The 14,585-nt window shown below is 58.8% G+C and carries 12 protein-coding genes; 5 read left to right on the forward strand and 7 right to left on the reverse strand.

Features of this window, described 5'->3' with window-relative positions:
- Positions 1–3: 3 nt before the first annotated feature.
- Both FHP24_RS20815 and FHP24_RS20820 read right to left on the reverse strand, forming a co-directional pair.
- Positions 4–468, reverse strand: a complete 465-nt coding sequence (locus tag FHP24_RS20815) for a hypothetical protein (RefSeq protein WP_139678150.1) — start codon at positions 466–468, stop codon at positions 4–6.
- Between the two features lie 118 nt (positions 469–586).
- Complete coding sequence (locus tag FHP24_RS20820) at positions 587–2,341, reverse strand: alkaline phosphatase (RefSeq protein WP_139678151.1); 1,755 nt, start codon at positions 2,339–2,341, stop codon at positions 587–589.
- A 222-nt stretch (positions 2,342–2,563) separates the two neighbouring features.
- Here FHP24_RS20820 and FHP24_RS20825 point away from each other — a divergent pair, with 222 nt between their 5' ends.
- From FHP24_RS20825 to fhuB, 5 genes are all read left to right on the forward strand, one after another.
- Positions 2,564–3,433 (forward strand): alpha/beta hydrolase, encoded by an 870-nt coding sequence (locus FHP24_RS20825; RefSeq protein WP_139678152.1) that lies wholly within the window; start codon positions 2,564–2,566, stop codon positions 3,431–3,433.
- A gap of 230 nt (positions 3,434–3,663) precedes the next feature.
- Entirely contained in the window at positions 3,664–5,781 is a 2,118-nt protein-coding gene (locus tag FHP24_RS20830; RefSeq protein WP_139678153.1) for a TonB-dependent siderophore receptor, read from the forward strand.
- Positions 5,782–5,829: 48 nt separating this feature from the next.
- A complete protein-coding gene (locus tag FHP24_RS20835) occupies positions 5,830–6,642 on the forward strand; it encodes an ABC transporter ATP-binding protein (protein WP_139678154.1) in 813 nt (270 codons plus the stop codon).
- 12 nt (positions 6,643–6,654) lie between these two features.
- Complete coding sequence (locus tag FHP24_RS20840; RefSeq protein WP_139678351.1) at positions 6,655–7,536, forward strand: iron-siderophore ABC transporter substrate-binding protein; 882 nt, start codon at positions 6,655–6,657, stop codon at positions 7,534–7,536.
- The gene (fhuB, locus tag FHP24_RS20845) at positions 7,533–9,500 is read left to right on the forward strand and encodes a Fe(3+)-hydroxamate ABC transporter permease FhuB (protein WP_139678155.1); all 1,968 of its coding nucleotides are present in this window, start codon (positions 7,533–7,535) and stop codon (positions 9,498–9,500) included. The genes FHP24_RS20840 and fhuB overlap by 4 nt, the downstream gene beginning before the upstream one ends.
- Before the next feature lie 56 nt (positions 9,501–9,556).
- Here fhuB and FHP24_RS20850 read toward each other — a convergent pair whose 3' ends face one another.
- Genes FHP24_RS20850 through FHP24_RS20870 form a run of 5 tightly spaced genes read right to left on the reverse strand, consistent with a single transcriptional unit; the run spans position 9,557 to position 14,323 of the window.
- Positions 9,557–10,501: a GDP-L-fucose synthase family protein gene (locus tag FHP24_RS20850; RefSeq protein WP_139678156.1), complete on the reverse strand. Its 945-nt coding sequence runs from the start codon at positions 10,499–10,501 to the stop codon at positions 9,557–9,559.
- Between the two features lie 3 nt (positions 10,502–10,504).
- Positions 10,505–11,581, reverse strand: a complete 1,077-nt coding sequence (gene gmd / locus FHP24_RS20855; RefSeq protein WP_139678157.1) for a GDP-mannose 4,6-dehydratase — start codon at positions 11,579–11,581, stop codon at positions 10,505–10,507.
- A 12-nt stretch (positions 11,582–11,593) separates the two neighbouring features.
- Positions 11,594–12,760, reverse strand: coding sequence for a DegT/DnrJ/EryC1/StrS family aminotransferase (locus FHP24_RS20860; protein WP_139678158.1), 1,167 nt, complete (start codon positions 12,758–12,760; stop codon positions 11,594–11,596).
- Entirely contained in the window at positions 12,760–13,539 is a 780-nt protein-coding gene (locus FHP24_RS20865; protein ID WP_139678159.1) for a glycosyltransferase family 2 protein, read from the reverse strand. The genes FHP24_RS20860 and FHP24_RS20865 overlap by 1 nt, the downstream gene beginning before the upstream one ends.
- Positions 13,532–14,323, reverse strand: a complete 792-nt coding sequence (locus FHP24_RS20870; protein ID WP_139678160.1) for an NAD-dependent epimerase/dehydratase family protein — start codon at positions 14,321–14,323, stop codon at positions 13,532–13,534. Before FHP24_RS20870 ends, FHP24_RS20865 begins: the two co-directional genes overlap by 8 nt.
- Between the last annotated feature and the right edge of the window lie 262 nt (positions 14,324–14,585).

Here is a 14,585-nt window from a genome sequence, read left to right on the forward strand (position 1 = left end):
GTTTCAGACCGTCGCGTATTCTGCCTGGCGGATGCGCAGCAGGCTGACGAAACCGGTTTCCGGATCCGTCCATGAGCCCATTTCGAGCTTGCCGCGTACTTCGATCGTCTGGCTGGGTTGGGTAAAGGTCTGCTTTTCGCCGAGATAAACAACGACGATATCGTCCGGCCAGTCGGCATCTGTGGAGCAGAAGGGGCAGATCGACATGGGGATTTCGGTGAGCACGAAGAACTGGGCTTCGGCTTTCAGTGGCGGCGCCATGAAACCGCGCATGGCGATGTCCTTGCCGTTCAGCTGTTTGACCTTTTCGGAAAATTCCAGTCCGAGAACACTGACCTTGCCGTACAGTTCGTCGAAGGTGATGTCGCTCTTTGCTTCGGCCCGGCTACCCGCTGCAATCAGGGGCACGCTGGCAATCAGGCCGAGGGTCTGGCGGCGGCTGAATGTCGCGCTGCGAAGCTTGTCCATCCCCGTTCTCCTTCTTCGAAAATACAGGTTCATCGTGATACGTTAGGACTTGCGAGACAAGGCCCGAAAATCGGCAAGGGCACGCCGCGATAACGGCGTGCCCTCACGGTTTTATATCTTAGTTGGTCTGCTTTGCACCGAGGGCGAAAGCTTCGGCCAGACCCTTGTAGACATCGCTCTGTTCCATGTAGCCACGGAAGCCTTCGGCACCGGGGCCTTCTGCCTGCAGAACGATATCGTCGACAGCATGCACGCCGCTATCGGCGCTCTTGGGGATGATGCCGGTGACGAGAACTGCACCGGGAACGTCCTTGTACTGTTCGTTGGCGACGTATTCCTTCTTTTCGTTCTGGATTGACGGCGCAAACGGGCCATCGAGCTTCGGACGGAAGGTTTCGTAATGGTCCGGACCGTTATTGGCGTTCAGGAACAGGCGACGCGAGACGTCGACCTTATCCGGATAACCGTCGCCGTCCTTGTCTTCATAGTTCGGGAAGCCGGCTTCGGCATAGGTGCCGACCTTTTCTCGCATTTCGGTGCCCGGCTTGTCGTCATCGACCGTGCCGATGATGGAGACGCCGTGGGTGTGGTCGCCGGTGACGACGATCAGCGTGCCGGGGTTCTTGGCAGCGAATTCGCGAGCAGCGCCGATGGCCTTGTCGAATTCGATCGTATCGACGACGGCGCGATCCCAGTCGAGCGGATGGGACATCTTGTCGACGTTCGCGGCTTCGACCATCAGGAAGAAGCCTTCCGGGTTTTTCGACAGGTTGTCGAGCGCCACCTTGGTCATTTCGACGAGGCCGGGCTGTTCCGGGAACTTGGAAACGGTGCCCTTCTTGAGGAACTCGCGGTCGAGTGTGGTGTCCATGTTGCCGGTGTGGAATAGGCCGAGGATCTTGCCGGTATTGGTGCCGGCAGCCGTTGCCAGTTCGCTCTTGCTGGTTGCCAGCGTGTAACCGGCCTCCTTGAACAGGGCGATATAGTCCTTGTCATCCTTGCGCTTGGAACCGGCAGTTGCCTGCGGCAGGAAGTAGGCGGAACCGCCGCCGAGCAGGACGTCAGGCTTCACGTCGAACAGCATGCCGTTGATCTCGGCCTTGTCGCCGCGCTTGCGGGTATGGGCGACGACGGCAGCCGGCGTTGCATCCTGCAGTTCGGCAGTCGAGATGATGCCGATCGACTTCTTGGTCTGGCGACGCAGGGCTTCTGCGAGCGTCTCGACCTTCGGGTCGTCCAGCGAGGCAGGCGTACGATCGGCGTAGACGCCGATGGCGTTCACGGCGGTCTTGTGGCCGGTCATGTAGGCCGACATCGTGTTGGCGCTATCGGTGGCGACGGCATCCGTAGCGGAGGTGCCGACGAAGGCAACCGGCGGCACGTCGTCCATGTTGAGACGGCCGTTGGCCTTACCTTCGGTCATGCCCTTGGACATGATGCGGGCTGCCGTGCGATGAGCAACCGAAAGGCCGTCGGCGATCAGGAAGATGACGTTCTTGGCCTTTGCCTGTTCAGGCGTGCCGTAAACGTTCCAGGTCACGTTCTTGGTTTCGGAACCGGCCGAAACCTCGACCTTGTAGTCACCGGCCTTGGCGAGCGTGACGCCGCGCAGAATGACGGCCGAACCAAGGACCTTGTCCTTGTTCTTTTCCTCGGCGACGAACTCGACTTCCTTGCCGAGTGCTGCCTTGTAATCCTGGCCGTTGACGGTGATCTTGACGTCTTCAGGCTTTACGACGGCACTGAACTCGGCTTTGAAATCGAATGGCGAGCCGGTCAGGATCGTCGCGCGATCAAGCGGATAAATTTCGGCAGCCTGAGCGGCGCCGGCAAGAATGGTCGTAGCGACCAACGCGGAAAAAAGTGTGCGCATATTCCCCTCACGGACATGTGAAAACCACAACCCCTCCTAGTCCCGCGATATGACATTTGAATGACTTGTGGGCCTTAATGCAACTTGCGCCCGGTACCCGGCAAATGTGGGTGAGTAAAAACCTGTGGGCTTTTCTCCAGATTTTGGCTGCGCGGCTTGCCGCGCCATGGGCTCCTATCCTAGCCATCAGGTCTTCGCTTCAAAGCCGATTGGGAGACACGCATGGTCGATGGTACCGAAATCTACGCGATGCCCGGCACGTGTTTTTTCGATCTGGTTCCGTCCGTGGGCGGCGAACCCTATCGCATATTCCTCTATGTTCCGGCCGGGGAGCCGCCTGCAGGCGGCTGGCCCCTTCTGGTAACGACGGACGGCAATGCGACCTTTCCTTTTGCCGTCTCCAGCCTTGTCACGCAGGCGCCCTATCCGGCTGCGACGAATGTCGGCTGGGGTGTTGTCGCAGCGATCGGTTATCCGTCCGGCGAGCCCTATAATCCACTTCGCCGGGCCTGGGATCTCGGGCCGCCGCCGGTAAAGTCCTATCCGCCGTATTTTGAGGGCGGCCCTCCGGTTTTGATCGGCGGAACCGGCGAGCTGCTCGACTTCATCGAGAACGAAGTGATTCCCAAAATTGCCGGCATGGTTCGGCTCGATCCGGCGCGGCGATCGCTTTTTGGTCACTCGTTCGGAGGCCTCTTTACACTTTTCGCTCTTTTCGAACGGCCGGGTCTGTTCGCCAGCTGGATTGCCGCTAGCCCGACCATCTACTGGGAGGGGAGCGAGATCCTCAACAACGAAGCGCGGCGTCAGGCTGCACCGGGCAATACACCGTTTCTGCATCTGTCGGCGGGTGAGTACGAGGGGGATGAGCTGGCACCGTTCCAGTACCGGAACGAGGATGCAGCGGCCCGCCTTGAAAAAAGGAAAACGGAAAGAACTGTTGCACTGGCAACGGAGATGGCGGAGCGCCTGAACGGCTCAGCGGACGGAATCCGCACGGAATTTGAGGTTTTTGCCGGGGAAACGCATATGTCCGTGCTTGGACCGGCCGTCAACCGTGCAGTCGGCATCGCGTTTGCGATCCACCAATGATCATCATTCTCGGCCACCATCGGGCTTATGCTCTGCCATATCAGTGACATATTTACGCCGCCTTCGCGAAAGATGATTTAATTTATCATATTTTGTTGATCGCGAGAAATCGAACTCTTATTGGTGCTGCCGGTGAGCTATGTCGCCCGGCGACATTTCTCGCGACCCTTACCGTCGTGGCCTTTTCGGGTCACTCAATTCACTCTGCCGCTTGTCAAAAGGATCGGGCAATGACGCTCTCTACCTACCAGTTCCCTGCGCGCCGTCGCCTTCTCGGCTCCTCAATGCTCGTCGGCGTGATGACTACTGCGTTCATCCCGATGACGGCTTTTTCGCAGGATGCGACTGGTGATGCGACGCAACTTGCACCCATCGTTCTCCAAGGCGGCGCCCAGACGATCAGCGAAGATAACGACACGATCGTGCCCAAGCGCACCGTTTCAGCCACAAAGACCGATACGCCGCTGGTTGAGACACCGCGCTCCATTTCTGTGGTGACCCGCGAGGAAATGGAGCAGCGCGCTGTCACTGACATGATCCAAGCGGCCCGCTACAGTTCCGGTGTCACGACCGGCGCCTTCGGCTACGATCCGCGTTTTGACCAGATCTACATCCGCGGCATCGAAACCACGACCACCGGAGACTTTCGCGACGGTCTGCGACAGCCGATCATGACCTACGGCTCATTCGCCACCGAAGTTTATACGCTGGATCGCATCGAGATCCTGAAGGGGCCGGTCTCGGTGATGTATGGTGCGGCGAGCGCTGCGGGTATCGTCAACCGCATCTCCAAGCTGCCGTTGGAAGAAGAACATCACGAAGTCGAATTGCAATACGGCACCATTGGCCGCAAGCAAGCGGCCTTCGACTTTGGTGGGCCGATTAACGACGAACTGTTCTATCGCGTAGTCGGACTCGTCCGCGAGGGTGAAGGCAGCTACGACATTCCCGATGATCGATATCTCCTGCAGCCATCCTTCACCTGGAAGCCAAGCGACGATACGACCTTAACCGTCTACGGTCTGGCACAAAAAGGCGAGACTGGCGCAAGCGCCTGGAGCTATCTGCAGGGGAAGGATGTCTTCCTTTATACCGATCCGGACTTCAACAGTCAGAAGGTGGAGCAATATCAGCTCGGTTATCAGCTCGAGCACAAGTTCGATAACGGCCTGACCTTCCGCCAGAATGCCCGCATCGGCGATGTAGACTTAAAGGCGCATTATCTTGATCGCGTCAACGTCAATACGGATGGCACTTGGCCGACGACTTCGGTGACGGATGACATGCGCACCTATCAAATAGACAACCAGCTCGAAAGCAAGTTCGATACCGGCAGCTTTTCACACACGCTACTCACCGGCCTTGACTACACCGGGGTCACGTCGGACTTCGCCATGGGCGGCGCCAGCGTAGCGCCTGGCACTCCTGGCTCGGACGTCACAATTCCGGACCTCAACTATTTCACTGGTAGCGACCTCAACCAGACTGGCATCTATGCCCAGGACCAGATCGAATTCGGCAATTGGCGTGCTGTAGCGGGTCTTCGTTATGACTGGGCGCATCAGGAGTCCACTGTGAAGGGTGCCGGCGGCTCGACCAGCGAGAAAGATGACGGCGTCCTCTCCGGCCAGGTGGGGCTGCTTTACCTCTTTGACAACGGCCTTGCGCCCTATGTTAGCTACGGCACGTCTTTCGTCCCCTCTACGGCGCTTGCAGCCGATGGCTCCGTGCTCGACCCGACCAAGGGCCGCCAGATCGAAGTTGGTGTGAAGTACCAGCCCGAGGGCGAGAACTACTCTTTGAGCGGCGCTGTCTATCGGTTGGTCGAAACCGGTAAGCCTCAGTATGATATCCCGAGCTACCTGTTTTCCCACAATTCCGGGGAAAACACATATACAGGCTTTGAGCTCGAAGGGCGCACCGAATTTGATAACGGCATCAGCCTGATTGCCGCCTACACCTATGCTCATGCCGAAGTCACAGAGAATATCGACGCATCATTGATTGGCAACGCGCCTTCGACTGTACCGCGTCACGTTGCGTCTCTATGGGTGAACTACGCTGTGCCAGAGGACACTGCATTGGCGGGCCTTAGCATCGGCGGCGGCATACGCGCGATGAGTGATTCCTTCACCAGCGACGCGAATACCGGCAAGAACGCCGGAGTAGCTTATCTTGATGCCGCACTGTCTTACGACTTTGGTGCCACTACTCCAGACCTCAAGGGCCTGTCCCTTTCGGTCAGCGCTACCAATCTCGCTGACCGGCGCGAGCAGGTGTGCACGGACGGTTATTGCTATACCAGCCAAAGCCGCACTGTCCTGGGTTCGCTGAAGTATAAGTGGTAAAACCGGCAGCCGCACATTGTATGTTCTCCTCGACATAAGACGGGCGGCATGACCTCGGTTCAGCTCGCACACGAAGCGCTTGATACGACGCAAGTCTTTGCGATCGACAAGGTCGGTCTTTCGATCGATGGAAATGCGATCCTGTCGGATGTTGGTCTCGATTTTCCGGCAGGAGAAGTGGTGGCCCTGGTCGGTCACAATGGGTCGGGCAAATCCAGTCTGCTGAAAATCCTGGCACGGCAGCTGACCCCGACCACCGGCTCGGTCGCCTATGCTGGTCGCGATCTCAAGGATTATGATGGGCGCGATTTCGCACGTTCCGTTGCCTATCTGCCGCAGGATCTGAGCACCGGATCGGAGATGACGATCCGCGAACTCGTAGGATGCGGGCGTTATCCCTGGCATGGAGCGCTCGGCCGGTTCTCTGCGATCGATCGGAAAAAGGTCGAGGAAGCCATCAAGGCGACACATATAGGCAGATTTGCCGACAGGGTGGTGGGCACGCTGTCCGGCGGAGAACGCCAGCGTGCATGGATAGCCATGCTGATTGCCCAGGATGCGCGTTGCCTGCTGCTCGATGAGCCGACCGCAGCGCTCGATATCGCTCATCAGATCGAGGTGCTGTCGCTCGTGCGGCGGCTGGCCCATGAGGGCGGCAGGAGCGTTATCATCGTTCTTCATGATATCAATATGGCCGCCCGCTTCTGTGACCGGATCCATGCGCTTAAAGGCGGCCGCGTGGTCGCAAGTGGAACGCCTGCCGACATTCTCGTGCCCGACACGCTTCGGGCCATTTACGGAATAGACATGGATGTCATTGCCACATCGAGCCTGTCCCATCCGCTCGCCTATGCTCGCTGAGGTACAGGGATGATGGCGATCTTGCGACGATCATTTCTGCAATGCGCGGCGGCGGCAACGGTGATGCCGACGCCGTTGTTTGCCGAAGTGGCCGGTCAGAGGATCGTCAGCCTCGACTATGGGCTGGCCTCGACGCTCCTGTCGCTCGGATTGCCGCCTGTCGGGATTTCCGACCTTGCCGACTGGGGCAGGTGGGTGGTCGCACCAGAAATGCCGCAATCGGTCGTCGATATCGGCAGTGCCTACGAGGTGAATTTCGAAATACTCGTGCAGCTGAGGCCGGATATCATCCTGACGACGCCTTATCTCGACGATCTCCTGCCCAAGCTCCAGCCGATTGCAAAGGTTGTCCGGCTGGAAGTTTTTATGCCAGGTGGCGGTCCTATCCTTCCGGCAGCCATCACTGCGACGCGCAGGCTCGCAACCGAGATTGGCCGGGAAGATCAGGCAGAGCAGTTTCTGGCGCGGTCCGATACCTTATTCGAAACCTGCCGCCAGCGTCTGGCGGGCAGATATGTGCCTCCGGTCGTACTGGTGAATTTCATGGATGCCCGTCACGCCCGTATCTATTCGGCGCCCGGCCTGTTTCACAACGCGCTTGAGCGTATCGGCGTGCGCAACGCCTGGGAGAAGCAATCGAACTACTGGGGTTTCGAGACAATCGGTATCGAGCAGTTGTCGACGATCACCGATCCGGCCGCGCGCCTGATCGCGTTCGATCCCGTTCCGCCGGATGTGCTGCCGAAACTGGCCGATAGTCCGCTTTGGAAAAGCCTTCCGTTTTCGCGGCCCGGCCATATGTCCATTCTCCCGCCGGCGCTGATGTTCGGCATGGTCAACGAGGCGATGCGTTTTGCCGCCCTGGTGACGGATCTTCTGGAAAAAGACGCATGACCGCATCCCGTCGCGACACTTTCGGGCCTGCTCTTTTGGCCCTTTTTCTGCTTTGCGCAGGCGGGGCGGCATCCTGGTTTCTCGTTGCGCCGTCACTGTCAGAGCCGGTTGCTCCGGGCTACGATATCGAGCGGATGGTGCTTTATTATTCGACGCTTCCACGGCTTGCGACGGCGCTGCTTGCGGGTGCGGCGCTTGCCTTGTCCGGTGCCCTGTTCCAGCAGGTCTTGCGCAATCCGCTTGCCGATCCGACGACACTCGGCGTTTCGGCCGGGGCAAACCTGGCGATCGTCGTGACTTCATTGTTTCTGCCGGGTTTGCTCGGCGCCGGTCGTGATGTCGTCGCCTTGATCGGTAGCGCGGCGGCGGCGGTGATCGTCGTCAGCCTCGGGGCGCGCCGAGGTTTTTCGCCCTATTCGCTGGTTCTTTCGGGCCTTGTCCTCAGCCTGTGGTGCGGCGGTCTGGCGGCAATCCTGACCTATCTGAACCAGAAATACCTGGCCAGCCTGTTCATCTGGGGGGCCGGATCGCTGGCGCAGCAGAGCTGGGTCATTCCTTTGTCGCTGGTCTGGAAGCTGGCTGTTGTCGCCATCATCTGCGGCCTGGTCATCCGGCCGCTGTCCCTGATCGATCTTGGCGAGAGCAGTTCATCTGCGCTCGGGGTCAGGCTGGTTCGACTGCGTGTCGTCGTCATCGCCTGCGCCGTGTCGCTTGCCGCCTTCGTAACGAGCGCCGTTGGTGTCATCGGCTTCATCGGACTGGTGGCTCCCACCATCGCGCGACTAGCCGGTGCGCGGCGTCCTGCACAGTTGATCTTCTGGTCCCCTCTGATCGGGGCTGGGCTGCTGTTTTTTGCGGATTCCGTCCTGCAGCTCGTCGCGGGCGGCTTTGGTGAGTTCCTGCCGACCGGAGCGGTCACGGCGATCTTCGGTTCGCCCCTGCTTCTGGCGCTTCTGCCGCGGCTGAAGATCCGCCACAGGATTCAGGCCGCACCGGTATGGAAACGAGCGCGACGCTGGGATGCAAAAGTGCCGATCGCCGTCGCGGCTGTCGCTCTCGTCTTCTTGCTGTTGATCAGCATCTTTGTCGGGCGAGGGGTCGATGGTAGCTGGGTGCTCGTTTTTGGTGATTACTCGCGGGATATTCTGGCCATCAGGACACCAAAAATATTCGCCGTGCTGGCATCGGGCGCCATGCTTGCCGTCGCCGGCTCGATCCTCCAGCGGCTTACCGGCAACGAGATGGCCAGTCCCGAGGTCATGGGGATCAGTGCCGGCGCAACATTCGGTGTTGCTGTCGCCCTCTTTGCCATTGCCCCCGGCTTTTCCGGGCAGTTCGCTTTTGCCATGATCGGGGCGATCATCGTTGTTTCGATCATCCTGCTCGGCGCCCGCCGATCCGGATTTGCTCCGGAACGGGTATTGCTGGCCGGTATTGCGCTCAGTGCGATGGTCGATGCGGTTGTCGGCGTATTGAGTTCGACGGGCGATCCGCGCGCGGTTCTGCTGATGCGCTGGATGAGCGGTTCGACCTATCTGGTGGATGGCACGTCGGCCATCGCGGAAGTGGCGTTTGCCACCATTCTCATCGCCGCAGCGCTTGCTGCGCGGCACTGGCTCGATATCCTGCCGCTCGGGCCTGCACCGTCTGCAGCGGTCGGCATACCGCTGGCGAAATCCAGATTGGCGCTTTTCGGGCTTGCCGGATTGCTGACCGCGGCGGCAACTCTCACCGTCGGCCCCTTGTCCTTCGTCGGTCTCATGGGGCCGCATCTCGCGCGGGAAGCTGGCCTGACGCGAGCCATGCCGCAAATGATCGGTGCCGCTCTGATCGGCGGGGGTCTCATGGTGGCCGCTGATTTCGTCGGCCGGACGATCGTCTCGCCTTATCAGATCCCGGCCGGTCTCGTCTCGACACTTATCGGCGCGCCGTTTCTGATGTTGATGATGCGCAGGAAGGCCTGAGCGTATCTGTCGTCATCCGGCAGAAACACGGCTTCTTAAAATCCTGGCTTCGAAAATCATACGCCTTGTGTGGTGAGAAAGCTCTCATAGGTTTGCTGCAAACCAACCTTCAACGGCCGGGCATTGTCCCAGCCGAGGCTGTGCAGACGAGTTAAATCTGCAAGCTTGCGCGGCGTGCCATCCGGTCGTGAGCGATCAAAGGCGAGCGGACCCTCGAAGCCGACGGTATCGGAAACGAGATGCGCGAGATCCGCGATCGAAAACTCTTCTCCCGAACCAATGTTGACCGGTAGGGCATCGGAGTAGTTGCGCAACAGGAAGACGACGGCCTCGGCAAGGTCGTCGACATGCAGGAATTCCCGAAGCGGGTTGCCGCTGCCCCAGATCGTCAGTCTGTCGGCTTTTCTCACCTTGGCTTCATGTGCCTTGCGGATCAGCGCCGGTAGGACATGACTTGTTTCCAGGTCGTAATTGTCGCCGGGACCATAAAGGTTAGTGGGCTGGGCCGAAATGAAATCCAGCCCTTGCTCCTGTCGATACGCCTGGCAAAGCTTGATGCCGGCGATCTTGGCAATGGCGTACCATTCGTTGGTCTTTTCCAGCGGGCCTGTCAGCAAGGATTCTTCACGGATCGGCTGTTCTGCATCACGCGGATAGATGCAGGTCGAACCGAGAAGGAGAAGTTTTTCCACTCCGGCGCGTGCCGCACCTTCGATGACATTCGCCTCGATCATCAGGTTGTCATAGAGGAAGGAGACCGGAGAAGCGCTGTTGGCGGCTATCCCGCCAACGCGCGCAGCCGCCATGATGACGGCGTCCGGCTTTGTATCCGCGAGCCAGCGGCGTGTTGCAGCCTGATCACGCAGATCCACCTCGCTGCGAGGCACAGTCAGCACCTCGCAATTCTCCCTGGAGAGAAGCCGCACGAGCGCCGAGCCGACCATGCCGCGATGGCCGGCCACCCAGATCCTTTTTCCCTCAAGCGCAAACAAGCGGCTCATTGGTCAGTCCTTGTCCCTCTGATGGGCGGAATTCGCATGTTCGCTAATGTCGGACTGGACCATTTCCGTGATCATCTCTTCAAGCGTGGTTGTCGCCACCCAGCCGAGCTTTTCCTTGGCCTTGGTAGGGTCGCCCAGCAAGAGATCGACTTCCGTCGGGCGGAAGTATCGCGGATCGACCTCGACGAGGCAACGGTTGGTACCGCGCTCATAGCCACGCTCGTCCACACCCTCGCCCTTCCATTCGACCTCGACACCGGCAACCTTGAAGGCGGTGGTGACGAAATCGCGCACGCTGACAGTGCGACCGGTGGCCAGCACGTAATCATCAGGCTCGTCCTGCTGGAGGATGCGCCACATGCCCTCAACGTAATCGCGAGCATGGCCCCAGTCGCGCTTGGCGTCGAGATTGCCAAGATATAGCCGCTCCTGATCGCCGGCGGTGATTGCCGCAACAGCGCGGGTGATCTTGCGGGTCACGAAGGTTTCGCCACGACGCGGGCTTTCGTGGTTGAAGAGAATTCCGTTCGACGCGTGCATGCCATAGGACTCACGATAGTTGACCGTAATCCAGAAGGCATAAAGCTTGGCGACGCCATAGGGCGAGCGCGGATAAAAAGGAGTCGTTTCCTTCTGCGGCGTTTCTACCACCTTGCCGTAAAGTTCCGATGTGGATGCCTGGTAGAAACGCGTCTTCTTTTCCAGGTGCAGAATCCGCAATGCTTCAAGGATGCGCAACGTGCCCATGCCGTCAGCATTCGCCGTGTATTCTGGCGTCTCGAAGCTCACATGCACATGGCTCTGTGCAGCAAGGTTATAGATTTCGTCCGGCTGCACTTCCTGAATGATACGGATCAGGTTGGTGGAATCGGTCATGTCGCCATAATGCAACGTAAAACGGCGATGGGTTTCATGCGGGTCTTCGTAAAGGTGATCGATGCGCCCGGAATTGAAACTGGAGGAGCGGCGCTTGATGGCGTGTACCTCGTAGCCCTTGGAGAGCAGGAGTTCAGCCAGATAGGAACCGTCCTGTCCGGTAACGCCGGTTATAAGTGCGCGTTTCGCATCCTTATTGGTCATGATCGTCGTTCCTCAGCAGGGACGGGCGACAGCAGCGAAGGCCTCAGCCACGCGCGCGATGTCCGCCTCGTTCAGGTTATGATGGTTCGGCAGGTAAATGCCGTAATCGTGCACCTTGTCAGCATTCGGCAGCGCAAGCTGCTTATGGTCTCGAAGCCAGAAGGGATGGCGCCCAATATTACCGCAGATCAGCGGACGGCATTCAATATCCAGCGCGTTGATATGCTTGTAGGTTTCAAGCCTGTTTTCGATGAAGGTACCATAAGCGAAGGACGAAAGGACTTCAGTATCGCCGGACTGCGAAAAAAAGTCGGGCAATGCCTTGCGGTACAGCTCGAAATTGAAGCGACGGCGTTCAACGATATGATCGAGCTTCTTCAACTGGGAACGTCCGAGGAAAGCCTGAAGGTCGGTAGAGCGCAGGTTATAGCCGGCGTGATAGAACGTGTAGAGGTTCTTGAACTCGTCGATGCCGTTGTCGTCGGCCAGCGATTTGCGCAATTCCGGCCTGAGATCGCGGCTCCATCCGTGTGAACGAAGCGAAAGCATGAGCTGGTGCAGATCACTGTCGTCAGTCACCACCATGCCGCCCTCGATGGTCGAGATATGGTGGCCGTAATAAAACGAAAAGCTGCCAGCAGTGCCGATCGAGCCGAGCTTGCGGCCTTTGTAGGTCGAACCAAGTGCTTCGCACGAATCCTCCAGCAACACGACGTCATAGCGTTGGCAGATGTCGCGGATCGCATCCATGTCGCCAGTGTGGCCGAGAACGTGGACGAGAATCAGCAGCGCCGGAGGATCGGTACGGCAAAGGTCCTCCAGATGATTGAGATCGATGCCGAGCGAATTCGGATCGCAATCGCACAGGCGAACGTCGAAGCCGAGCTGCAGTAGCGGTGAGACGGTCGTGACCCAGCTGACGCCGGCAGCGATAGCCTTGTTATTGCGTAGACGACCTGCCTCTTTCAGCGCGGCGATCATCAGAAGGTTGGCTGACGAACCGGAATTCACATAGACCGCATGGCGGCTGTTCATCCAGATCGCAAACTCCTCTTCGAAGGCGAGCGTCTGCCCGGCCTTGGTCAACCGGTTGCCTGCGAGCATCCATTCGGAGAGTGCTTCAAGCTCTTCCTGGGCAATGGTTTCTTCAGCCAGGCGGATAGGACGAAGTCCAGACATTAAGATGCCTCCCTGATACGCGCCGCGCGCATCACTTTCATTTCGAGATAATAGCGGGTGACCTCAGCATAGGCGGCACGCAGCTTTGCTGTCTTTTCGCCGGACGCAAAGGCGTCGATCGTGATGGAACCTTCATGCGCTCGGAAAAAGGCAAGTGGCTCGCGCACGAAACCGACTTTCGGATAACGCAGCATCGAAAGCAGGGTAATGAAGGCATCGGGGCCAACGCCGCGATACTCGTTTGTCTGCAGTGGAAGGCGACCCTGATAGAGCGCATCGATCAGGATCTGGCGACGATAGACCGCCGCGCCGGGCGAGATCAGCGAGCCGAGGATCTGTTTCTCGACTGCCTCGACCGGGAATATCCCAGTTTCGGGAAGCCATTCAACAAATTGGCGCAGCTTCGTCGGAAGGCCCGGCCCATCGACGACATCGGCACCGCTGAATGCGAATCCGGTGTCTTCGGCAATAACGGAAACACAGGCCTCGATGAAGTTCGGAGCGATCCAGTCATCGTCATACTGCAGATGCACCAGTTCACCTTTCGCATGCAGCACGCCCTCCAGCCAGCAAAAATGCGGCCCGAAGTCGCGCTCGCGGCGGATATAGAGGATTCGGTCGCCATAGGCCTCGGCCACTCTTGGGGTCTCGTCGGTCGATCCATGATCGACGACAATGACCTCCACTGGTCTTGTTTGGTTCAACGAGCTCTCTATCGCCAGGGGCAGCATGTTGGCACGGTTGAAAGTTGGGATGACGATGGAAACAGTCTCAGACATCAAGGTCTCCTAGGATCTGTCTAAGCCGGGAAATATCGGCGACGAGAGTGTCGGCGCTACCAGTGGCACGTATTTCGAGAGGGTGCGGATTTAGGCCCTGAACAAAATCGCGGATGGTCGTACCCTTGCCGGATGCGACATTGACCGGACCGGTTGCAGAGGAAAGGGCGAGACGAACGACGTATTCGGCAGCTTTCTCGGCCGGCAGGAAATCGCGGACGCTATCGCCACCGGGCAGTTCGAAAGGTTGCCGTAGGTCTTCGCTGGCCAGGCGCCGCTCTATGGACGGGCGCAGGAAAGAACCAGTTTGAGCTGGGTCATGAATGGAAAACACGCGCGTCGCGAGAAAAGGTCGGCCGATGGCCTCGCATATGTCGGCAGCTACACTTTCGGCCTGCCATTTCGTGCGGCCATAAAATGATGCCGGTGCTTTTTCAGCATCCTCGCGGATTGGCTTCGGGGACGGCGCGTAGACGTGACTTGATGAGCATATCAAGAAAGAGGTGTTTTTTCCCTCCAGAGCGGAAAGGAGATTGATCGTACCGCCGACATTGACAGCATAGGCGCGCGCAGGTTCGGCAGTGACCGAAGCTACAGGAACGAGAGCTGCAAGGTGGATGACTTTGTCGATTGATGGCGATGCGGCAAGCTGCGCCCTAACTGCATCGAGACTGGTCAAATCGGCCTTGTTGACAATCACTTCGGTATCGGGGGCCAAACGTGTCAGGTGCCGGATGACATGCCGTCCCAGAATTCCGCCCGCCCCGGTTACCAGGACGCGCATTGATCATACTCTCTGTGGAGCAGGCGCCCCACCGGAATCCGCAGGCAATGAGGAGTGAGGCCGAACGTCTGCTGCATCCAATACCCTTGTTATGCGTGACGAATGGCTTCGCAACGCAGAAAATACACCCACATATCGGGGTGCGAACGCTCGTCGGTCGCCCCCCAGAAAACGTGACCATTGGCAATTGACGCGAACGCCCGACGCATGCCATGCCTCGAAATCAGTAAATGACGCTTGTGCCATGCGCGAACCTTACGGC

The organism is Aliirhizobium smilacinae (assembly GCF_006335145.1).
Classification (GTDB): domain Bacteria; phylum Pseudomonadota; class Alphaproteobacteria; order Rhizobiales; family Rhizobiaceae; genus Neorhizobium; species Neorhizobium smilacinae.